This window comes from Cupriavidus sp. 291-E7, from assembly GCF_057798835.1.
Genome location: NZ_JBYOJV010000006.1, coordinates 236,870 through 257,324 on the forward strand (window position 1 = coordinate 236,870; position 20,455 = coordinate 257,324).

Below are 20,455 nucleotides of genomic sequence, written 5' to 3' on the forward strand. Positions count from 1 at the left end.
ACTCGCCAGCCTATTGACTCAGGCTAGCAGATGGCGCTCGTTGCACTGGCACGCTCAAGAACTGTCACAAAAAATTCACATGGAACCGGTATGCCACGCTTGGCGCGGCAGGCGGTACAAAACATGCCGCGCCAGACGATCGCCTGCGGGCAAAGCAGGATGGTCGAAATCGTCCGCCTCGTCGTGGTGCATGCCTAAACGCTGCATCACGCGCTCGGACCTGACGTTGACGGCCGCCGTGAACGACACGATCTCATCGAGCCGCAAAACGTTGAAGCCCTGCGCCAGTGACGCCTGCGCGGCTTCCGTCGCAAAGCCATGCCCCCAGCTGTCATGCGCGAGCCGCCAGCCAATCTCCACACAGGGGCCGAATGGCGGATTCCACGCGGGAACCGCGAGTCCGGTGAAGCCGATGAACGCGGACGTCTCCTTCAACTCCACCGCCCACAGGCCAAAGCCGTGTTGCCCGTGATGCGCGACGATTCGATCCATCAGCGCATCGCTTTGCGCATCGGTCAGCGTATGCGGAAAGCACGCCATCACGCGAGGGTCGGCATTGATCGCGCGAAACGGCAGGCGGTCTGATTCGCGCCAGGCGCGCAGGTGCAGCCGCGCCGTGGGCAGCGGCTGCAACGCACTCATCGGGAATGCACCTTGAACCCATCGCCGTTCATGCCAGCGCGATCCACCGCGGCGATGCGATTGCGGCCGTTGTCCTTGGCGTGATAAAGCTGCGCGTCGATCAGGTTCAGGAAGGCCGTGGCATCGCCGCGCCCGTTCGGCACCATCGTGCCCACGCCAAAGCTGGCCGTGACGCGCTGGTCATACGGCGAGCGCAGGTGCGGAATCGCCGCGTCCGCGATCAGCTCACGGCAACGCTCCGCGACCTTCACGGCGGTATCGGCATCGGTATTGGCGAGCACCATCGCGAATTCCTCACCGCCAAAGCGGCCCAGGAAATGGTCGTGACCCACCGCGTCGCGCAGCACCGAGGCGATGCGTTTCAGGCATTCGTCGCCCTGCACGTGACCGTAGTAATCGTTGAAGGACTTGAAGAAGTCGATGTCCATGATGATCAGCGACAGCGGTTCGCCCGATGTTGCAGCGGCGTCCCACTGCGCCTGCAGCACGTTGTCGAACCTGCGGCGATTGCCGACGCCGGTCAGGCCATCGGTAAAGGACAACCGCTCCAGTTCCCGCTGTAGCTGTGCGAGTTTCTCCTCGGTACGCTTGCGTTCGCTGATATCGAACATGAAGCCGATCAGCGAGTCCACTTCACCCTTGTCGTTGCGTACCACGTGCACCACATCGCGCAACCAGACGTATCCGCCGTCGCGTGTCAGCGCGCGGTAGTCGGCCTCGTGGTCGGTGCCGGCCTGCGACTGGGCCACGCAGAAATTGACCACTTGCTCGCGGTCATCGGGATGCATGCGGTCCGCCCAGTCGTTCACCGTTTGCCAGGTCGATGGCGCCCAGCCAAGCAGCGCCTCGATCTGCGGGCCGATGTAGGCAAACTCCATCGTCGCCCAGTCGATCTTCCACGGAATCGCCTTGGTCGATTCAAGCAATGTCCGGTACACGGCATGGTCATCCTCGCCGGGTACATGGCCCGGCGGCGCCAGGGTTTCCTCATGGCGCAGAAACGCGGCCCTGAGCGGGCTGTGAGCGGGGTCGTGCTGGTCGTCCTGAGTGGTCATGGCGGAGATGGGTGGGTGCTGGGGCAATCAGGCGGCTATGATGGCACGAACCCAAACGCCAATGGAGACAACCATGCTGGAACTGCGCCCGACGTGTGAACACTGCAACATCGCCCTGCCGCCGGCATCGACGCTGGCGCGGATCTGCAGCTTCGAATGCACGTTTTGCGCCGATTGCGTCGACAACGTCCTTGGCAATGTCTGCCCCAATTGCGGCGGCGGCTTCGCCCCACGCCCCGTGCGTCCGGCAAGCGACTGGAAGAACGGCAACACCGTAAGCAAGTATCCGCCGTCCGCCACGGTCAAGCACCGGCCGGTGGATGTAGCGTCGCACGAGGCGTTCGCGGCCAGGGTTGGCGCGGTTGCGCCGCAGGACCGCTAGCGCGAGCCCGCGAGGTCTCCGGCCAGATCCGGCACCGCCCGATCCGCTGCCCGCCGCAGACAATCGAGCATCGTCACCACGGCCGATCGCTTGAGGCCGTCGTCGCGCCAGTACATCGAAACCGATCCAAACCCGGCCAGTCGCAACGGTACGATGCGCAGCGCGCCAAGCTCCTCCAGCCGGCGCGCGGTTCGGTGCGATGCCAGGCCGATCATGTCGCTGTTGTTCAGCAGCGTGAGGTTGAGCATGGTGGAGTTGCTTTCCACCGCATCGGCCGGCAGCGGAAAGCCCGCGCTGGCCAGGGCGGCCTCCAGCGCATTGCGGATCGGCGTGCCGCGCGGCCAGACCACCCAGCGATGGGCCTGGAGATCACGCCATTCCACGTTGCCGCTCAGCACCAGCGGATGACGCGGCCGCGCCACGAAATGGATCGGTTCCATGTAGAGCGATTCCGTGCGCACCTGCGCGTCCTGCAATTCCGGTGCCGAACGGCCCACGACGATGTCGAGTTCGCTGTGCGTGAGCTGGCTCATCAGCCGGTCCATCGTCGTTTCCACCACGCGCACCTGTGCCCTCGGCAATCGCTGCAGCAGACCGAGCACGGCCAACGGCACCGTATCGGCGGCGGAAGCGCCGGAAGTGCCGACCACCACCAGGCCGCTGCCGCCGTCGCGCATCGCTTGTAGGTCGTCGCGCGCGGTATCGAGCTGCGCTTCGATGCGCCGCGCATGTTCGATCAGCGATTCCCCATAGGGTGTGGGCCGCAGCCCGCGCGCCTGCCGTTCGAATAGCGGCAGGCCGACGTCATCTTCGAGATCCTTAAGCCACTTGGATAGGCCAGGCTGCGTCGTATTGAGCATGGCAGCCGACTGACTCATGTTGCCGGTCTCCGCCAGGCTCAGGAGCATCTGCAGATTGCGCAGCCGAAGGCGCTGGGTCCAGTCCATCTCCGTCCACCTATATCTTTGTTGGTATGAGTTAAAGCAAAACTTCATTTCAAATCTTATAGGGTGCGGCGTATAACTCCAAGCAACAGCACGATGACCTGGATTCCAGGCATCGAAAACAGCCAACGGAGACACGCATGTCCGAGCACACCCTGGACCCCGCCCGCACCGCCTACTACGAGCGCATCGGCCGCAGCCACATGACCCCGCTCTGGGAATCGCTGCACGCGCTGGTGCCGCGTGAGCCGCGCCCGCAGATCGTTCCGGCCATCTGGAAATACGAGCAGGTACGCCCGCTGGTCATGCAGGCCGGCAACGTCATCAGTGCGGAGGAAGCGGTGCGCCGCGTGCTGGTGCTGGAAAATCCCGGGCTGCCCGGCAAGTCGAGCATTACGTCGACGCTGTACGCGGGGCTGCAACTGATCCTGCCGGGCGAGGTCGCGCCGAGCCATCGGCATACGCAATCGGCGCTGCGCTTCATCGTCGAAGGCAAGGGCGCGTGGACGGCAGTCAATGGCGAACGCACCACCATGCATCCCGGCGATTTCATCATTACGCCGTCGTGGACCTGGCACGATCATGGCAACCCGTCGGCGGACGAAGACGGCGAACCCGTGGTCTGGCTCGACGGACTCGATATCCCGCTGGTGCAGCAGTTCGACGCGGGCTTTGCCGAAAACTATCCCGAATCGCAGCAACCGGTGCTGCGCCCCGAGGGCGACAGCTTTGCGCGCTTTGGCCACAACATGGTGCCGGTGCGGCATCGCGTGACCGACCCCACCTCGCCGATCTTCAGCTATCCGTACGACCGTTCGCGCGAAGCGCTGGACCAGCTCTACCGCAATGGCGAACTCGATGCCTGGGACGGCGTGAAACTGCGCTATGTGAATCCCGCCACCGGCGGCTGGCCGATGCCGACCATCGCCACGTTCATGCAGTACCTGCCGGCTGGCTTCCAGGGCAAGACCTATCGCAGTACCGACGCCACGGTCTACAGCGTGGTGGAAGGCAGCGGCACCGTGCGCATCGGCGGCGAACAGTTCCAGTTCGAGCCGCGCGACGTGTTCGTGGCGCCGTCATGGGCGCCGGTGCAACTGGCCGCCATCGAAGACGCCGTGCTGTTCAGCTATTCCGACCGTCCGGTGCTGTCCGCGCTGAACCTGCTGCGCGAATCGCGCACCTGAACCGCCTTCACCAATCGTATGCCGCCGGTCTGCGCCAGACGCATACCGTGGCCTCGCTCACCCTCAATGTTCCTGGAATCCAAGTCATGAATTTCGTCTTTACGCCCCCTGCCCCCGTCGCCGTTCCCATTGCCGGCACCGACGATGCATTCGCCGTGCGCCGCGTCTACTGCGTGGGCCGCAACTACGCCGCGCATGCGCGTGAAATGGGTTTCGATCCGGACCGTGAGCCGCCGTTTTTCTTCTGCAAGCCCGCCGACGCTGTGATCCCGGTGCAGGATGGCCGGACGCTCGATCTTCCCTACCCCGCGCAGACGCAGAACTACCACTACGAGGCCGAGCTGGTGGCCGTGATCGGTAAAGCCGGTGCCGATATTCCCGTGGAAAGCGCGCTCGAACACGTCTACGGCTACGCGGTGGGACTGGACATGACGCGCCGCGACCTGCAAATGAAGATGCGCGAAATGGGCCGCCCCTGGGAGATCGGCAAGGCGTTCGATGCTTCCGCGCCCATCGGCCCCATCCATCGCGCCAGCGACATCGGCCACCCGCAGCAGGCCGCGATCACGCTAACCGTCAACGGTGCCACGAAGCAAAGCAGCAACGTCACGCACCTGATCTGGTCCGTGGCGGAAACGGTGGCCTACCTGTCGCAGTTCTTCCGTCTGGAGCGGGGCGACGTGATCTACACCGGCACGCCCGAAGGCGTCGGCGCGGTCAAGGCAGGCGATGTGATGGTCACGGCCGTGGAAGGCCTTGGTGAACTGAAGGTGCGCGTCATCTGATCTTGCGGGACCACCATGCAGCTCTATAGTTTTTTCAATAGCTCCACGTCGTACCGCGTGCGGATCGCGCTGGCCCTGAAGGGCCTGCCCTACGACTACCTGCCGGTAAATATCCGCAGCGGCCAACACCGCGAAGCGGAGTACGTGAACGGTATCAACCCGTCGGCCAGCGTGCCCGCGCTGGTGGACGGCGATTTTCAGCTGAGCCAGTCACTGGCCATCATGGACTACCTCGATGCGCGCCATCCCGAACCGCGCCTGATTCCGCAAGACCCCGCGCAACGTGCGCGCGTGCTGGAACTGGCCAACCTGGTGGGCTGCGATATCCACCCGGTCAACAACATGCGGGTGCTGCGTTATCTGGACACCGTGCTGCATGTGACGCCGGAACAGAAAGACGCCTGGTACCGGCACTGGGTCGACGATGGCATGGCGGGTGTGGAAAGGCTGCTCATGCGCTACGGCCACGGCAACTACTGTTTTGGCGATCAACCGACGCTAGCCGACGTAACGCTGGTGCCGCAGATTGCCAACGCGCTGCGCATGGGCTGCGATCTTTCCGCATACCCGCGCGCGATGGCCGTGTATGAACACGCCTCGGCCCACGCAGCCTTCAAGGCGGCCGCGCCGGTGCGCCAGCCAGACTACATCGCCTGACGCAGCACGCTGGCAGGCCAGGAGACAAAACATGACAACGACCACAAAGACAACCACACCCGGCGACCGCAAGGTTCTGGTCATCGGCGGCGGCATCGGCGGCCTTGCGGCGGCATTGGCGCTGGCACGCAAAGGCATCCGCATCGAACTGCTGGAGCAGGCCGAGAAAATCGGCGAGATCGGCGCCGGCATCCAGCTGGCCGCCAACGCGTTCGCGGCGCTCGACGCGCTGGGCGTGGGCGAGGCCGCACGCGGCCGCGCGGTGTTCACCGACTACATCGAGCTGCGCGACGCCATCGATTGCAGCAGCATTGCGCGCGTGGACGTGGGCCGTGCCTATCGCGAGCGGTTCGGCAATCCCTATGCGGTAATCCATCGCGCCGACATTCATCTGTCGATCCTTGAAGCCGTGCAGCACCACCCGCTGATCGAATTCCGCACCGCCACGCGCGTGGAGCGGCTGGAGCAGGACGACAAGGGCGTGACGGTGATCGACCAGCATGGCGAGCGTCATCGCGCCGACGCGGTGGTTGGGTGCGACGGCGTGAAGTCCGCCATCCGCGAGGCGCTGATCGGCGATACCCCGCGCGTGACCGGCCACGTGGTCTATCGCGCCGTGGTCGAGGTGGACAACATGCCAAAGGATCTGCAGGTCAACGCGCCGGTGGTCTGGGCCGGCCCGCACTGTCACCTCGTGCACTACCCGCTGCGCGGCGGCCAGCAGTACAACCTCGTGGTTACGTTCCACAGCCGCGAGCAGGAAGTCTGGGGCGTGCGCGACGGCAGCAAGGAAGAAGTGCTGTCGTACTTCGACGGCATCCATGCGCTGCCGCACCAGATGCTGGACCGGCCCACGTCGTGGAAGCGCTGGGCTACCGCCGACCGCGATCCCGTGGAGCACTGGAGCTTTGGCCGCGCCACGCTGCTTGGCGATGCCGCGCACCCGATGACGCAGTACATCGCACAAGGTGCCTGCCAGGCGCTGGAAGATGCGGTGGCCCTGGGTGCGGCCGTGGAAGCGGCCGATGGCGACTTCGACGCCGCCTTCAAGCTCTATGAGCAGGCCCGCATTCCGCGCACCGCGCGCGTGCTGTACGGTGCGCGCGACATGGGTCGCGTCTACCACGCCAAGGGTGTGGACCGCTTTGTGCGCAACACGCTGTGGGTAGGCCGCACCCAGGAGCAGTTCTACGACGCGCTGCAATGGCTGCACGGCTGGCGCGCCGAACACGCCCTTAGCCCGACGCCCTGGCTCTGATCCATCGCTTCACGCGATTCGGCTTTAACACGAGCAGCGGCCGCAAGAGCCGCCTCATCCATCCCATTCCGGAGTGACCGGAGGAGACACCATGTCCGCAACGTCCACGCTGAACGTGACCACGTTCATCGATCGCCATCCGCTGTCCGCGTTCCAGGTGACGATCGTCGTGCTGTGCTTTCTGATCGTCGCCATCGACGGCTTCGACACCGCCGCCATCGGCTTCATCGCCCCGGCGATCCGCGCCGAATGGCAGCTCACGCCGGCGCATCTGGCCCCGCTGTTCGGTGCGGGCCTTGGCGGCCTGATGGCGGGCGCCTTTCTGTTCGGCCCGCTGGCCGACCGCTTCGGCCGCAAGACCGTGCTGGTGCTATCGGTGCTGTGCTTCGGCGCGGCCAGCCTGGCTTCGGCATGGTCTCCGGGATTGTGGGAGCTGATCGCGCTGCGCTTTTTAACGGGCCTGGGCCTGGGCGGCGCAATGCCCAACGCCATTACGCTGACATCGGAGTTCTGCCCCGACAAGCGCCGTTCGTTCCTGGTGACCACGATGTTCTGCGGCTTCACCGTTGGCTCCGCGCTGGGCGGGCTGGCATCGGCCGCGCTGATCGAAGCGTTTGGCTGGCGATCGGTATTGCTGATTGGCGGCGTGCTGCCGCTGGCGCTGAGCGTGCTGCTGGTGCGGCTGCTGCCTGAGTCGGTGCGCTATCTCGTGGTCAAGGGCCGCGACAACGACCGCGTGCGCGCCACGCTGCGCCGTATCGCACCCGATGCCGACCTGCGGCACACCGCTTTCGTGATTGCCGAGAAGCCCGGCACGCACGTCTCACCGGTGCGCCACCTATTCAAGCCCGAATTGCTGCGCGGCACGCTGCTGTTGTGGCTCACGTTCTTCATGAGCCTGCTGGTGATCTACCTGCTGTCGAGCTGGCTGCCCACGCTGCTGCGCGGCACCGGTATGTCGCTGACCACCGCTGCGCTGGTGACGACGATGTTCCAGGTGGGCGGCACCGTCGGCGCCATCTTTCTGGGCTGGCTGATGGATCGCATCAACCCGCACTACGTGCTGGCCGTCAGCTACGCGCTGGCCGGCGTGTTCGTCGCCGCAATCGGCAGCCTGGCCAGCGCAACGGTCGCGGCGGGCGCCGCCGTGTTCCTGGCAGGCTTCTGCATCTCCGGCTCGCAGGTCGGCGCCAACGCCCTGTCGGCCAGCTACTACCCCACCGACTGCCGTGCCACCGGCGTGAGCTGGGCCAACGGCGTGGGCCGCTTCGGATCGGTGGTGGGATCGGTTGGCGGTGCCACGATGCTGTCGATGGGCTTGTCCATGCCGGCGTTGTTCGTGCTGGTTGGCATTCCGGCCGTCGTGGCCGGTGCCACGATGATGTCGCTGGGACTGGTGCGGCGCGGCGGCGTCTCTGCCGGGCTGGCCGCGAGCTAAGCGGCCGTCTTGCGCCCGCGTTCCGCTGCAGGAACTGCGCGGCGGCGTTTGCCGGCATCCTGCCGCAGCGCATCGGCAAAAGCCCGCACGGCTGGCGGTAGATGCCGACCTACCATCGTCTGGATCTGCAGCGCGCGCTGGTGCATCGCGCGGCCGACGATCGGCACGAGCACACGGCGGTCGGCACGCAGGGTGTTGCGCACCGCCAGCGATCCCGTCAGGTAGATCACGTCGACGTGATTCTGGTAGGCCACCAGCGCCCCGAGCGAATTGCTGGTCAGCAGCACGTGAGGCCGCAGCCCTTCCAGGCTGCAGGCCAGATCGAATAGCTGCCGGATCGTGTGCACCTCGCTGGGCAACACCAGCGGGTGCATCACCAGCTCGCGCAGCGGCACGCGCGCCATGCCCGCGATGGGATGATTGCGGCTGACGCAAGCAAACACGGGCGCCACCTCCGAATACTCGACCGCGATACCCGCCTGATCGGCAATGGCGAAGGTCAGAGCGATATCGACATCACCCTCGCGCACCAGGCGCGTCGCTTCCGCGGCGGTCACCACTTCCAGCGAGAAGGCCACACCGGGATAGCGGCGCTGGAACGACGCGATCAACGTCGGCACATACTCGCGCGCAAAACCTTCGGTACAGGCAACGCGCACGGCGCTGTGCGTCAGGCTCATCAGCCCGCGTAGATCCGCCTGCAGCGTTTCGGCGTCCAGGAATGCACGCCGCCCATATTGCTGCACCACCCTGCCGGCCTCGGTCAGCCGCATGCCGCGCGGCTCACGGTCGAACAACACCACGCCAAGCTCCTCCTCCAGCCGCGCAATCTGCCGGCTGATGGCGGATACCGCGATGTGCAGCGATTTCGCGGCCGCTGTCAGCGAACCGGTCTGGGCTACCTCAAGAAAGTAGGCAAGCGGCACGGCGTGAATGGATGTGAGCTTCATGGCGGGGCTGGGGGCTGGACATGATCGATTCTGCTTTCCTCATCATACGGGTATCGCACCCAAAGCCTTGCTTATTTTAGAAAGGTCCGTTCCATGCCCCGCGCCCGCTTCTGGTGCCGGCATCGTGCGGAAACCGCCTTGCGGGTGGCAGCATGTGCCGCCATTGCACCGTGCGCGAGCGATTGATGGCGCGTCGGGCGCCATTCATGTGCCGCGATTTGCGGGCTGGCGTAGCCATCGTTGTCATGTTTCCAGCACACCGCTATCACGCCCGTGTGCCACGGCGCGATCGAGGCGTTATCGTTGCCCTGACATACAAGAAAGGAGACCCGTGCAGTGAGCGATATCTGTTTCATGGACGCTGTGTCGATGGCCCACGCCATCCGCACGCGCGAGCTGTCCGTCAGCGAAGTCATCGACGCCCATATCGCGCAGATCGAGCGCGTGAACCCGGCCATCAATGCGATCGTCACCCAGACCTTCGACGTGGCACGTGTCGAGGCCGCCGCGGCCGACGCCGCGCTGGCTGCCGGACACAGGCCCGGACCACTGTTCGGCCTGCCCGTGGCACACAAGGATTCCTACCTGACAGCCGGGGTGCGAACCACGTTCGGTTCCGAGGCCTATCGCGATTTCGTCCCGGCGCAGGACAGCGCCGTGGTGGCGCGCCAGAAGGCGGCCGGTGCCATTACGTTGGGCAAGACCAACCTGCCCGAATTCGGCGCGGGTTCGCACACCTTCAACGCCGTGTTCGGCGCCACGCACAACCCCTACCGCCAGGGCCTGTCGGCCGGCGGCAGCAGTGGCGGCAGCGCTGCCGCACTGGCCGCGGGCATGGTGGCGCTGGCGGACGGTTCCGACATGGGCGGCTCGCTGCGCAATCCCGCCAGCTTCTGCAATGTGGTGGGTCTGCGTCCGTCGATGGGCCGCGTGCCGATGACGCCTTCCGCCTTTGCTTTCAACACCCAGACCGTCGGTGGACCGATGGGCCGGACGGTATCGGACGTGGCGCTGTTGATGAGCGTCATCGCGGGCGACACGGGTACCGATCCGCTGGCGGTCAGCGAAGGCGGTGCCCAATTCGCGGATTTGCCCGAGATGTCGTGCCGGGGCTTGCGGATTGCCGTGAGTCCGACGCTTGGCGGCCTGCCATTCGAGACGGCCGTGCATCACGCGCTGCGCGACGGCGTGCGCATGTGCGAATCGCTCGGCTGCGTGGTTGACGAAGCCGAGCCGGACTTTACCGGCGCCGATCACGCGTTCGAGGTCTTCCGCGCGCTGGCATTCGCCACGAGCTATGGCCCCGTGCGCGCGGAACACGGCGAGCGGATCAAGCAGACCGTGCGCTGGAACGTCGACCTCGGTCTCTCGCTGGACGGCGCCGCCGTGGCTGAAGCCGAGCGTGCGCGCACGTGCCTTTTCGCACAGATGCAGGCCCTGCTGCAGCGGTACGATTTTTTGATCGCCCCGGTCTCCCAGGTGCTGCCTTTCGCGGTGGAGACGGAGTACCCTGCGGAGATCGCTGGCGTGGCGATGGAAAGCTACATTGCCTGGATGCGCTCGTGCTATCGCATCACCATCACCGGCCATCCCGCGTTGTCGCTGCCGTGCGGGTTCACCGAGGATGGCCTGCCCGTCGGCCTGCAGATCATCGGCAAGTATCGCGGCGAGCGTGAGCTGCTGAAGTTCGCGCGCATGCTGGAGCGCGCAAACCCGGTCGGGCGGCGTCGCCCGCCGGGCGTCTAGCCGATTCCTGCCAGCGCCGGTTCGCATTCATGTCTTGTTACGTCACCGAGAGGAAAAACATGCCTGGAAAATCGATGAACCGTTGGAGCCAGGCGTGCGTGCTTGCCGCCGCCTGTGTTGTCGCCACGCCGGCCTTGGCCGATACCTTCCCCGACAAGCCGATCAAGCTGGTCGTGCCGTTCACGCCGGGTGGCTCCACCGACGTGCTGGGCCGTCTGCTGGCAAAGAAGCTGAGCGATACGCTCAACGTATCGGTCGTCGTGGAAAACCGCGCGGGCGCCGGCACCATCGTCGGCGCTGACTACGTTGCCAAGTCGACGCCCGATGGCTACACGCTGCTGCTCAGCGCGGCCACGACGTTCACGATCAATCCGGTCACGTATTCGAAGCTGCCCTATGACTCGCTGAAGAGTTTCGACGCCCTGGGCCTGGTCGGTTCAACTGGCCTGGTGCTGCTGGCCAACCCATCGGTGAAGGCCAACACCCTCAAGGAACTGGTCGCCACGTCGAAGAACTCACGCGATCTGACCTACGGATCGTTCGGCGCCGGTACCACTTCGCATTTCGCCGGTGAAATGCTCAATGCCGCCACCGGCATGCACATGCTGCACGTGCCATACAAGGGCAGCTCGCCAGCGATGACCGACCTGATCGGCAACCAGATTCCGCTGACTGTCGATACCGTGGTGGCCGCCGCGCCGATGATCAAGGCAGGCAAGGTCAAGGCACTGGCACTGACGTCGCCCACTCGCTCCGCGCTGCTGCCCGATGTGCCAACCGCCGCGGAAAGCGGCTTTCCGGATGTGAACCTGTCGACGTGGTTTGCAGTGGTCGGTCCCAAGGGCCTGCCGGCGCCGGTGAAGCAGAAGCTTGAAAGCGCGCTGGCCACGGTCATGAAGGACCCCGACATGCGCAAGAGCATGACCGCCAACGGCTTCGAACCCGAATACGGTACCCCCGCCGACTATACAAAGCGCGTCAGCAGCGAGATTCCGCGCCTGAAGAAGATCGCCGAGGCGGCCAATATCAAGGCCGATTGAGACGATCTCGTCCCGCGGCTGGCCACGTACGACGGCGTCCGCAGGCCCTGCTTGACAAGCCCTGGCGCTTTGGCGCAGCATAAACGGAACGATGTTCTGACTTACAGAACACTAAGATTCCAAACGCTGCAGGAGACTCCATGACACGCCGCGCCATTCTGGGTGCCATCGTACTGGCCGCCGCCAGTGGGATGGTCGCCCCCATCCACACCTTCGCCGCCGATACCTTTCCCTCCAAACCGATCACCGTGATCGTCCCATACGCCGTGGGCGGTTCGGCCGACCTGATCACGCGGCTGGTGACCACCGGCATGAGCGCCAACGGTACCGCCACGATTGTGGACAACCGCACTGGCGGCGGAGGCGTGATCGGATGGAGCACAGCGGCGCGCGCCAATCCGGATGGATACACGCTGCTGACGATGGAGATGTCGTACGCGATTGCCGCGACGCTGCAACCCAAGCTGCTGCCGTTCGATCCCAAAACCGCGTTTCGCCATATCGCGGTTGTGGCGTCGGTACCGCACGTGCTCGTGGTGAATCCGGCCGTACCGGCCAAGACCGTGCAGGAATTCGTGGCGCTGGCCAAGGCTAATCCGGGCAAGTACTACTATGGCTCGGGTGGCAACGGCACCAACACGCATCTGGGTTTCGCGCTGTTCAACAACGTGGCGGGCACCAGTGTTTCGCACGTTCCCTATCGCGGCGCCGGCGCGGCCCTGCAGGATGTGATGGGCGGGCAGATCCAGGCGCTGATTACCTCGCTGCCCACGGCACTGCCGTATATCAAGAGCGGCAAGCTACGCGCGCTGATGCTGGCCAACGACGTGCGTTCGCCGGTGCTGCCCGATGTGCCTGCCGCCCCGGAGGTCGGCATGCCCAGGATGGTGATGAAATACTGGGTCGCGTTCTCCGCACCGGCCAACACGCCGCAGCCCGTGATCGACCGCCTGAACAAGGACATCGTGGCAGCCGTGAACACGCCTGAAGTGAAGAGGCAGTTGCAATCGCAAGGCCTAGACCCGGAGGGCAGCACGCCCGCGCAAGCCGCCAAGCTGGTGGACGATGAAATCAAACGTTGGGCTGGCGTGATCAAGGCCGCCAACATCAAGGCAGACTGACATCGACATGTGGAACGTCAACTTCACGCCCCCTCAGGTCATTGAAGCGCGCGTCCTGACGCGCCTGCCCGATTCCCTGCGGCTGCCGCAACGCAGCGCGTGGGCCGACGCGAACAAGCCCGGGCAGATCGCCGACAGCTTTCTTGAAGGGCCGACTTTCGACCGGCACGGCAATCTCTACCTGACCGATATCCCGCATGGCCGGCTGTTCCGCGTCACGCCGGAACTGCAGTGGCAGCTCGTTGGCGATACCGGCGGCTGGCCCAACGGCATCGCCCTGCATGCCGACGACAGCCTGTGGATCGCCGACTATCGCGGCGGCATCCTGCGATTGAAGCCGGACAGCGGCGACGTCGAGGTGATGCTGGGCCATCGCAATTCCGAAAGCTTCAAAGGCGTGAACGACCTGACGTTCGACGCACAAGGCAATCTGTATTTCACCGATCAGGGCCAGACCGGCCTGCACGATCCCACTGGGCGCGTGTACAGGCTGCGCCCATCTGGCCAGCTCGATCTGTTGCTGTCGAACGTGCCCAGCCCGAACGGCATCGCGCTCGATCCCTCGGGCCGCTTCCTGTTCGTGGCCGCCACACGCGGCAACGCCGTATGGCGCATGCCGCTGCTGCCGGACGGATCGGTATCGAAGGCGGGCGCGTTCCAGACCTTCTTCGGCACCAGCGGCCCGGACGGCCTGGCCACCGATGCCGATGGCCGGCTGGTGGTGGCGCACGCCAGCCTGGGCGGCGCGTTTGTGATCGACGCGCACGGCTGGTGCACGCACTTCGTCCGCAGCCAGATGGGCGGCACTGTGACCAACATCGCGTTTCGGCCCGGCACCAACCAGCTGGTGATGACCGAGTCCGCCAGCGGCACCGTGCTGGAAGCCGACTTGCCCGGCATTGGCGCGCCGCTGTTCGGACACCGCGCGGCAGCGTAACGCTCGCTGCCGGCGTTATCCGAGCCAAGGACCGCGCGCCGTACGCGACCGATGGACTATCTTGGGAAGGCCCTGCCTCGTCAATCACGAACGAAGGAGTCTTCCAGATGGCATATATCGACGGATTCTTGCTGGCCGTGCCAAACGCCAACCGCGAAACCTATCGGCAGGTGGCGCAAAAGGCATCCGCAATATTCAAGGAACACGGTGCCCTGAAAGTGGTGGAATGCTGGGGCGATGACGTGCCGGAAGGCAAGGTCACATCGTTCACGATGGCCGTGCAGCGCAAGGATGACGAGAGTGTGGTGTTCTCGTGGATCTGGTGGCCGTCAAAAGAAAAGCGCGACGCCGGCATGGCGGCGGCAATGCAGGACCTGCGCCTGAAGGAAGGCATGGACCCCATGCCATTCGATGGACAGCGGATGATCTACGGCGGGTTCGAGGTCATCGTCGACGCCTAGCCGGTATCAGCCGGCCCGGCATCGCCGCGCCTCAGAACTCGACCATCGCGAAATCTTCCTTGCCGACATCGCATTCCGGGCAACGCCAGTCGTCCGGAATGTCTTCCCAGCGCGTGCCGGGCGCGATGCCGTCCTCGGGCAGTCCGGCTGCTTCGTCATAGACCCAGCCGCAGATGATGCAGACCCATTGCTTGAATTCGCGCTCCGCGGCGGTGGCCGCCTGCTGACCGGCCGGCGTGTCTGCTGCCTGCTCTGCGGCGGCCGGCGGTCCTTCGAGACTGAACACCAGCGGCGCGGCGGTGGCCTCGGTGGCCTGGGCCAGATGCTTCTGCAGGCGGCCAAGTAGCGCCTGTGCCTCGTCGACCGTCAGGTCGACCCAATACGGATCACCGGCGGCGTCATTCAGCCGTTGCGGGGGAAACTGGATTTCGACGGAAGTGCCTTTCTTGTACATGCGGGGGCGAAGTTGAAAAAACAAACAAACCCCAGGTGGGGTCTGTTCACGAAACTTCAAGACGCGCGCGGCGGCGTTACGATTTGCTGCCCGACCACTGTGCCCCGTTTCCTGCGCTGCCAGCCACCGAGTAGAGCGCGCCTGGCGCGTTGCGCGTCTTCTGAAAATCCTCCAGTGACTGCCCGCGCATCGCCGCGTAGATGTGCAGGTTCGACACGCCGCTGACCGCACCGAGCTTTTCCAGCAGGAAGAAGATCACGCCGTAGTGGATCATGCCGCGCCAGTCGCGCCGCGAGATCAGGTCGCGCTCTTCGCCGGTCAGATCCGCTTCCTCATAGGTCGATTCGGGATCATTGCGGAAGCGTTCGCGGAACACCGGATCGATCAGCTGGTGCAGGTAGCTGTTGATGCGATACGCGCGCACGCTGCGCTCCAGCGTGAACGGGTAAGTGCCTTCGATGTCCTCGATACCCTTGAGTTGATGGCCGATGTGTTCGCGCTGCTGCGCGGCACGCGCGGCAACCGTCGCGTCGTCCTCATGCGCCACGTTCTCGTACACCGCCACGGCGATGCCGGTCATCGACGGCAGGTAGTAGTCCCGATGCAGGCAGCGTACATCGCCCATCGCGCCACGCATCACCATCCACATCACCACTTCCGCGCTCTCGAAGCCGCCACGCTTTGCAAACTCCGCATGCGTGATATCGAGCAGCCGGGCAGGCTCGCGCTCGAACAGGTCCAGAAACTCATGATCCCATTCCGTGTTGTTGAAGCCCGCGCGCTCCCCGTGTACCTGATGCGAAAGACCACCCGTGGCGACAATCGCCACCTTGAGGTCTTCCGGATAGCTTTCCACCGCACGGCAGATGGCCTGCCCAAGCTTGAAGCAGCGCCGTGCCGACGGAGCCGGAAACTGCAGTACGCCCACTTGCAGCGGCAGGATCTTCACCGGCCACTCGCCATCGTGCGGCAACATGACGGACATCGGCGAGAAGCAGCCGTGGTCGAGCGGCTTGTTCTGGAAGAACGACATGTCGAACTCGTCCGCCATCAGGGACGCGCCCACATGACGGGCCAGTTCCACGTGGCCGCGCGCCGGCGGCAACTGTCGCGGGCCGCCGCCTTCATCGGCGGCGCGGTATTCCTCGCCGATGCCAAGCGCGAAAGCCGAGTAGTGATCGAAGAAGAAGGACGTGACGTGGTCGTTGTAGATCACCAGCAGCACGTCGGGTTTCTTTTCCTGCAGCCACCGGCTCACCGGTGCATACGCCACGAAGATCGGCGCCCACGCGGGGTCCTGCTGCTTGCCCGCGTCCAGCGCAAAGCCGATGGTGGGTGTATGAGATGAGGCGATTGCGCCGATGATGGTGGCCATAGGTCAGTACGTCAGGCTGTGACCGCGCGCGGCTGTGTGCGCTTGGTCGAAACAATGGAAATCGCTGCCAGGGTGGCCGGGATGGCCAGGATGGCAATCACCGCGCTGAAACTCCAGCCCATCGACAGCAGCACACCACCGGCCATCGAGCCAGTGATACTGCCGAAGCGGCCAATGCCGAGCATCCAGCTGACACCGGTGGCACGCACCAGCGTCGGGTAGCACTGCGGCGCAAATGCGTTCAGCCCGGTCTGCGCGCCGCTCATGCAGAAGCCGGCCAGCAACACATACGCCGCAAAGGTCGATGACATCACGCTGCCCGATGCCAGCAGCAGAATGAACACCGCACCCGTCACATACGCCACGCCAATCACGCGATGCGGTGCAAAGCGGTCCATGCAGTATCCCACCACCAGCGCGCCCACCGTGCCGCCAAGCTGGAACAGCGCGGTGAGGTTAGCCGCGCGCTCGATCGGCAGGCCCGCATCCTTGATGAGCGTAGGCAGCCAGCCGCTGAGTAGGTAGATCACCAGCAGACCCATGAAGTACGTTACCCACAGCGCCAGCGTCATGCCACGATAGCCCGCCGACAGCAGCGTGCGCACCGGCTGCTTGCCGGGTACCGCCGGCTCGCTGATCGTAAAGGTCGTGCCTTCGGCAATGTCGCTGCCGATCACGCGGCGCAGCGTGCGAGCAATGCGCTCGGGCGAAGCGTTGCGTGCCACCAGGAAGCGCGCCGATTCCGGGATCAGCAGGATATAAAGCGGCAGACAGAGCAGCGGAATCAGGCCGCCGACGATCAGCACGGCGCGCCACCCGTGATCGGGCAGGATCGCGGCGGCACCAAACCCGACCAGCGCCGAACCGAGATTGAAGCCAGTGAACATCGTGGCCAGCAGCATGCTGCGCGAGCGCTCCGGCACGTACTCGGACAGCAGCGTGGTCGTGCTGGGCATTGCGGCGCCCAGGCCCAGGCCGGTCAGGAATCGCAGCAGCGATAGCTGCGTGGTGTTCTCCGCGAACGCGCACAGCAGATTGAACACGCCGAACAGGAAGACCGATCCGATCAGCAGCTTCTTGCGACCGAAACGGTCCGACATCGGGCCAACCAGCAGCGCGCCGATAGCCAGCCCGATAGGTGCCGCGCTCATGACCACGCCGAACGCCGCCTTGGAAATGCCCCACTCCTTTGTGATGCCCGGCGCCAGAAAGCCCATGATGGCGACGTCGATGCCGTCGGTCGCCACAATCATGAAGCACAGCACCAGTAGCAGCCACTGGTAGCCGGACATCTTCCGTTCATTGATATGGGCCCGGATGTCGAGCCGTTGCGTGGTCATGGTGCCGTCTCCTGGCATGTTCCGCTGTGCAGGCCGCAGCGGGATCTAGTTATCACAGAGCTAATTGCCGCAGGCGCGGCATGCCGCGCACTCCCCGCACACGGCAACGGCAGTCTACGTGTGGGTAGCGTTCGCAGTATTGCTTTGTAGCGCGGCCTGCGTTGCCTTTTACTTATCGACGGGGGATTTTATGGATTGGCTCGCATGCCGGAGCGCCGCGATCAGCGCGTCGGCGCCGGGGGACAGGCGTGCACCGGCCCGCGTGGTGATGCCGATACTGCGCGCGGTGTCCGGCAGCGGCAGATTCAATTCGACCAGCCACCCCGCGTCGATTTCGTGGCGTAGCTGGTGCGCCGACAGCGCCGTGACCATATCGCCCTGGAGCAATAATCCACGCACCAGCGCCAGGTCTCCGGTTTCCACCAGTGGCTGCGGCATGGGTAGCCCGCGAGAAGCAAAGACGCCGTCGAGTGCCTGCCGCGATGGCGACGCGGCGCGCGAAAGCACCCAGGGGTAAGGCGCGAGATCGTTGAGCGTCACGCGCTTTTTGCCGGCAAGTGGATGAGAGGCGCGCGCGATCAGCGCGATGCGGTCCTGGAATAGCACCTCCGTGGCCAGCCCCTGTGACGGATGGGGCCGCAGCGCGCCAAGGATGAAATCGATGCGGCCACTGAGCAGGCCCGCCGTCAGTTCCTCGTATGGACTTTCGAGCGACCGGAAGCTCAGGTGTGGGTGGCGCCGATGCACCTCGGCAATGGTGACCGGCAACAGCAGCGTGCGCCCAAGCGGCAGTGCGCCGATGGTGACCGCCCCTTCGAGCACACCTTGCAATGCAGCAATATCAGCGCGGATGTGCCGCAGCTCGGACAACGCACGCTCGAACCGCACGACCCACCGGCTGCCCGCGTCGGTGGGCACCATGCCGCGCGCGGTGCGAGTAAAGATCGACTGGCCCAGCGCATCTTCGAGCCGCCCAATGGCCTGGCTCACGGCGGACTGCGAAACGCCGATCGCGGCCGCCACGCTTGGCATGTGATGGACTTCCGCCAGCATCGCGGCCACTTCCAGGCGCCGTTCGTTGTGCAACGCCTCAAGGCTGGCAACGGCCGCCCCCGGCCGGGTACGCAGCCGCACGGCTTCCTCGCGCACCTCGCGCAACGCCGCCTCGATGTGATGGGCGCGCTCCAGCACGAGCTCCCCCGCGCGCGTCAGCAGCATGCCGCGTCCCTTTCGCTCGAACAGCGCCACGCCGAGCGCCTGCTCCAGAGAGGACACGGACCGGGCAATGGCCGACGACGCCCGGTGCAGCGATTCCGATGAGCGGCGCACGCCACCGGCCGCCGCTACGCCGGCAAAGACGTGCAGATGATGCAGGCTGATTGTCTCCATATTGTTCGTATCTTGTCGTATGGCGCCCGCGGTCTCCAACAGGCGATAAGCAGATTAGAACAATTGTCCCGTGACATCGCAACCAAGGATTGGATACGGGCGCGGATACTGCGGGCACCTGAAGTCCCCGCTGTGCTCCACGTGCCAACCGCCATGACGCCCTGCCTTGATTCCGACCTGCGCGCTATTCCCTGCACCCTGATGCGGGGCGGCACGTCGCGCGGGCCGTTCTTCCTGGCCAGCGATCTGCCGGCCGATACCGGCGCGCGAGACCGCGTGTTGCTGGCCGCGATGGGCTGTCCCGATCCACGGCAGATCGACGGCCTGGGCGGCGCCCATCCATTGACCAGCAAGGCCGGCATCGTGGCACGCGGCACACCGGGGCAGGCCGATCTCGATTTCACGTTCGCGCAGTTGCAGCCGAGCGCGGACACCGTCGACACGACGCCAAACTGCGGCAACATGCTGGCAGCCGTACTGCCCTATGCGATCGAGCGCGGCCTGGTGGCGCCGCAAGGCGACATCACCCGCGCCCGTGTGCTCACACGCAACACCGGCATGCTGTGCGATATCACGATGCAGACGCCGCATGGCGTGCCGCGTTTTGGCGGCGAGGCGCGCATCGATGGCGTTCCGGGCACCGCGGCGCCCATCGTGATCGACTTCCTCGACACCGCCGGCTCGGTCTGTCACGCCATGCTGCCCACGGGCAACACCGTCGACGGGCTGACCATCGTCGACCCGATCGACGGCAAGCCACTGACCATCGACGCCACACTGATCGACAACGGCATGCCGATGGTGCTGATACGCGCGACCGATCTTGGCCGCACCGCTCACGAAAGCGTGGCCGAACTCAATGCTGACGAACCACTGAAGGCGCGCGTCGAGGCATTGCGGCTGGTTGCCGGAGAACTGATGGGCCTGGGCAACGTCGCGCACAAGAGCTACCCGAAGATGTGCCTGATCGCCGCGCCGCGCGCGGGGGGCCATATCGCCACGCGCTGCTTCATCCCACGCATCTGCCATGACGCCATCGGCGTGCTTGCCGCCATCACGGTCGGCACGGCCTGCGTGCTGCCCGGCACCGTGGCGGACGGCGTGGCCGTGGTCAACACCGGTACCGCTCACACGATAAGCGTCGAGCATCCTACCGGCGAGTTCTCGGTGGCACTCGAAACCGATCCTGCCAACCCCGGCACGATTCTTCGCAGCGCGCTGATTCGCACGGCGCGTCCCATCATGCGCGGCGAGGTCCTGGTTCCAGCCGGCACCTGGCCCCTTTGAGCACTGT

At 65.2% G+C, this 20,455-nt stretch carries 21 protein-coding genes; 12 read left to right on the top strand and 9 right to left on the bottom strand.

Annotation, left to right across the window (positions count from 1 at the left end):
• Positions 1-75: 75 nt before the first annotated feature.
• Positions 76-642: a GNAT family N-acetyltransferase gene (locus AC3FLX_RS13235; RefSeq protein WP_488697151.1), complete on the bottom strand. Its 567-nt coding sequence runs from the start codon at positions 640-642 to the stop codon at positions 76-78.
• On the bottom strand, positions 639-1,697 hold the full coding sequence (locus tag AC3FLX_RS13240; protein ID WP_488697154.1) for a sensor domain-containing diguanylate cyclase: 1,059 nt from the start codon (positions 1,695-1,697) through the stop codon (positions 639-641). The genes AC3FLX_RS13235 and AC3FLX_RS13240 overlap by 4 nt, the downstream gene beginning before the upstream one ends.
• A 73-nt stretch (positions 1,698-1,770) precedes the next feature.
• Here AC3FLX_RS13240 and AC3FLX_RS13245 point away from each other — a divergent pair, with 73 nt between their 5' ends.
• Positions 1,771-2,079: a DUF1272 domain-containing protein gene (locus AC3FLX_RS13245; protein WP_488697156.1), complete on the top strand. Its 309-nt coding sequence runs from the start codon at positions 1,771-1,773 to the stop codon at positions 2,077-2,079.
• Here the strand turns inward: AC3FLX_RS13245 and AC3FLX_RS13250 are convergent.
• Entirely contained in the window at positions 2,076-3,026 is a 951-nt protein-coding gene (locus AC3FLX_RS13250) for a LysR family transcriptional regulator (protein ID WP_488697158.1), read from the bottom strand. The two genes, AC3FLX_RS13245 and AC3FLX_RS13250, sit on opposite strands and share 4 nt — an antisense overlap.
• Before the next feature lie 137 nt (positions 3,027-3,163).
• Between AC3FLX_RS13250 and gtdA the strand changes: the two genes are divergently transcribed.
• The 5 genes from gtdA to AC3FLX_RS13275 all read left to right on the top strand — a co-directional run bounded on the left by gtdA (position 3,164) and on the right by AC3FLX_RS13275 (position 8,348).
• On the top strand, positions 3,164-4,210 hold the full coding sequence (gene gtdA / locus AC3FLX_RS13255; RefSeq protein WP_488697160.1) for a gentisate 1,2-dioxygenase: 1,047 nt from the start codon (positions 3,164-3,166) through the stop codon (positions 4,208-4,210).
• A gap of 86 nt (positions 4,211-4,296) precedes the next feature.
• Positions 4,297-4,995, top strand: a complete 699-nt coding sequence (locus AC3FLX_RS13260) for a fumarylacetoacetate hydrolase family protein (protein WP_488697162.1) — start codon at positions 4,297-4,299, stop codon at positions 4,993-4,995.
• Between the two features lie 15 nt (positions 4,996-5,010).
• Positions 5,011-5,652, top strand: a complete 642-nt coding sequence (maiA, locus tag AC3FLX_RS13265; RefSeq protein ID WP_488697163.1) for a maleylacetoacetate isomerase — start codon at positions 5,011-5,013, stop codon at positions 5,650-5,652.
• A 31-nt stretch (positions 5,653-5,683) separates the two neighbouring features.
• The gene (locus AC3FLX_RS13270; protein ID WP_488697165.1) at positions 5,684-6,910 is read left to right on the top strand and encodes a 3-hydroxybenzoate 6-monooxygenase; all 1,227 of its coding nucleotides are present in this window, start codon (positions 5,684-5,686) and stop codon (positions 6,908-6,910) included.
• A 91-nt stretch (positions 6,911-7,001) separates the two neighbouring features.
• Complete coding sequence (locus AC3FLX_RS13275; RefSeq protein ID WP_488697167.1) at positions 7,002-8,348, top strand: aromatic acid/H+ symport family MFS transporter; 1,347 nt, start codon at positions 7,002-7,004, stop codon at positions 8,346-8,348.
• On the opposite strand, the gene AC3FLX_RS13280 is transcribed toward AC3FLX_RS13275, so the two are convergent.
• Positions 8,345-9,298 carry a LysR family transcriptional regulator gene (locus AC3FLX_RS13280; protein WP_488697168.1) on the bottom strand — a complete coding sequence of 318 codons (954 nt, stop codon included), beginning with the start codon at positions 9,296-9,298 and terminating at the stop codon, positions 8,345-8,347. The two genes, AC3FLX_RS13275 and AC3FLX_RS13280, sit on opposite strands and share 4 nt — an antisense overlap.
• Before the next feature lie 71 nt (positions 9,299-9,369).
• Entirely contained in the window at positions 9,370-9,654 is a 285-nt protein-coding gene (locus tag AC3FLX_RS13285; protein ID WP_488697169.1) for a hypothetical protein, read from the bottom strand.
• Here AC3FLX_RS13285 and AC3FLX_RS13290 point away from each other — a divergent pair.
• From AC3FLX_RS13290 to AC3FLX_RS13310, 5 genes are all read left to right on the top strand, one after another.
• Positions 9,653-11,044 (top strand): amidase, encoded by a 1,392-nt coding sequence (locus AC3FLX_RS13290; RefSeq protein WP_488697356.1) that lies wholly within the window; start codon positions 9,653-9,655, stop codon positions 11,042-11,044. The genes AC3FLX_RS13285 and AC3FLX_RS13290 overlap by 2 nt on opposite strands.
• A 74-nt stretch (positions 11,045-11,118) precedes the next feature.
• The gene (locus AC3FLX_RS13295) at positions 11,119-12,084 is read left to right on the top strand and encodes a Bug family tripartite tricarboxylate transporter substrate binding protein (RefSeq protein WP_488697171.1); all 966 of its coding nucleotides are present in this window, start codon (positions 11,119-11,121) and stop codon (positions 12,082-12,084) included.
• 140 nt (positions 12,085-12,224) lie between these two features.
• Complete coding sequence (locus tag AC3FLX_RS13300; protein WP_488697173.1) at positions 12,225-13,205, top strand: Bug family tripartite tricarboxylate transporter substrate binding protein; 981 nt, start codon at positions 12,225-12,227, stop codon at positions 13,203-13,205.
• 7 nt (positions 13,206-13,212) lie between these two features.
• Positions 13,213-14,142, top strand: coding sequence for an SMP-30/gluconolactonase/LRE family protein (locus AC3FLX_RS13305; RefSeq protein ID WP_488697174.1), 930 nt, complete (start codon positions 13,213-13,215; stop codon positions 14,140-14,142).
• Positions 14,143-14,249: 107 nt separating this feature from the next.
• Positions 14,250-14,603, top strand: coding sequence for a DUF1428 domain-containing protein (locus AC3FLX_RS13310; RefSeq protein ID WP_488697175.1), 354 nt, complete (start codon positions 14,250-14,252; stop codon positions 14,601-14,603).
• A 31-nt stretch (positions 14,604-14,634) separates the two neighbouring features.
• Here the strand turns inward: AC3FLX_RS13310 and AC3FLX_RS13315 are convergent, their stop codons facing one another.
• From AC3FLX_RS13315 to AC3FLX_RS13330, 4 genes are all read right to left on the bottom strand, one after another.
• The gene (locus tag AC3FLX_RS13315; RefSeq protein ID WP_488697177.1) at positions 14,635-15,057 is read right to left on the bottom strand and encodes a rubredoxin; all 423 of its coding nucleotides are present in this window, start codon (positions 15,055-15,057) and stop codon (positions 14,635-14,637) included.
• 76 nt (positions 15,058-15,133) lie between these two features.
• Positions 15,134-16,432, bottom strand: a complete 1,299-nt coding sequence (locus AC3FLX_RS13320; protein WP_488697179.1) for a gallate dioxygenase — start codon at positions 16,430-16,432, stop codon at positions 15,134-15,136.
• An 11-nt stretch (positions 16,433-16,443) separates the two neighbouring features.
• Complete coding sequence (locus AC3FLX_RS13325) at positions 16,444-17,772, bottom strand: MFS transporter (RefSeq protein ID WP_488697180.1); 1,329 nt, start codon at positions 17,770-17,772, stop codon at positions 16,444-16,446.
• Positions 17,773-17,940: 168 nt separating this feature from the next.
• Positions 17,941-19,161: a LysR family transcriptional regulator gene (locus AC3FLX_RS13330; protein WP_488697182.1), complete on the bottom strand. Its 1,221-nt coding sequence runs from the start codon at positions 19,159-19,161 to the stop codon at positions 17,941-17,943.
• 153 nt (positions 19,162-19,314) lie between these two features.
• On the opposite strand from AC3FLX_RS13330, the gene AC3FLX_RS13335 reads away from it, so the two are divergent.
• Entirely contained in the window at positions 19,315-20,448 is a 1,134-nt protein-coding gene (locus AC3FLX_RS13335) for a 4-oxalomesaconate tautomerase (protein WP_488697184.1), read from the top strand.
• Positions 20,449-20,455 lie beyond the last annotated feature (7 nt).

Coding starts and splice junctions, on each gene's coding strand:
- AC3FLX_RS13235 (WP_488697151.1), bottom strand. CDS start 642: ATGAGTGCGTTGCAGCCGCTGCCCACGGCGCGGCTGCACCTGCGCGCC.
- AC3FLX_RS13240 (WP_488697154.1), bottom strand. CDS start 1,697: ATGACCACTCAGGACGACCAGCACGACCCCGCTCACAGCCCGCTCAGG.
- AC3FLX_RS13245 (WP_488697156.1), top strand. CDS start 1,771: ATGCTGGAACTGCGCCCGACGTGTGAACACTGCAACATCGCCCTGCCG.
- AC3FLX_RS13250 (WP_488697158.1), bottom strand. CDS start 3,026: ATGGACTGGACCCAGCGCCTTCGGCTGCGCAATCTGCAGATGCTCCTG.
- gtdA (WP_488697160.1), top strand. CDS start 3,164: ATGTCCGAGCACACCCTGGACCCCGCCCGCACCGCCTACTACGAGCGC.
- AC3FLX_RS13260 (WP_488697162.1), top strand. CDS start 4,297: ATGAATTTCGTCTTTACGCCCCCTGCCCCCGTCGCCGTTCCCATTGCC.
- maiA (WP_488697163.1), top strand. CDS start 5,011: ATGCAGCTCTATAGTTTTTTCAATAGCTCCACGTCGTACCGCGTGCGG.
- AC3FLX_RS13270 (WP_488697165.1), top strand. CDS start 5,684: ATGACAACGACCACAAAGACAACCACACCCGGCGACCGCAAGGTTCTG.
- AC3FLX_RS13275 (WP_488697167.1), top strand. CDS start 7,002: ATGTCCGCAACGTCCACGCTGAACGTGACCACGTTCATCGATCGCCAT.
- AC3FLX_RS13280 (WP_488697168.1), bottom strand. CDS start 9,298: ATGAAGCTCACATCCATTCACGCCGTGCCGCTTGCCTACTTTCTTGAG.
- AC3FLX_RS13290 (WP_488697356.1), top strand. CDS start 9,653: ATGGACGCTGTGTCGATGGCCCACGCCATCCGCACGCGCGAGCTGTCC.
- AC3FLX_RS13285 (WP_488697169.1), bottom strand. CDS start 9,654: ATGAAACAGATATCGCTCACTGCACGGGTCTCCTTTCTTGTATGTCAG.
- AC3FLX_RS13295 (WP_488697171.1), top strand. CDS start 11,119: ATGAACCGTTGGAGCCAGGCGTGCGTGCTTGCCGCCGCCTGTGTTGTC.
- AC3FLX_RS13300 (WP_488697173.1), top strand. CDS start 12,225: ATGACACGCCGCGCCATTCTGGGTGCCATCGTACTGGCCGCCGCCAGT.
- AC3FLX_RS13305 (WP_488697174.1), top strand. CDS start 13,213: ATGTGGAACGTCAACTTCACGCCCCCTCAGGTCATTGAAGCGCGCGTC.
- AC3FLX_RS13310 (WP_488697175.1), top strand. CDS start 14,250: ATGGCATATATCGACGGATTCTTGCTGGCCGTGCCAAACGCCAACCGC.
- AC3FLX_RS13315 (WP_488697177.1), bottom strand. CDS start 15,057: ATGTACAAGAAAGGCACTTCCGTCGAAATCCAGTTTCCCCCGCAACGG.
- AC3FLX_RS13320 (WP_488697179.1), bottom strand. CDS start 16,432: ATGGCCACCATCATCGGCGCAATCGCCTCATCTCATACACCCACCATC.
- AC3FLX_RS13325 (WP_488697180.1), bottom strand. CDS start 17,772: ATGACCACGCAACGGCTCGACATCCGGGCCCATATCAATGAACGGAAG.
- AC3FLX_RS13330 (WP_488697182.1), bottom strand. CDS start 19,161: ATGGAGACAATCAGCCTGCATCATCTGCACGTCTTTGCCGGCGTAGCG.
- AC3FLX_RS13335 (WP_488697184.1), top strand. CDS start 19,315: ATGACGCCCTGCCTTGATTCCGACCTGCGCGCTATTCCCTGCACCCTG.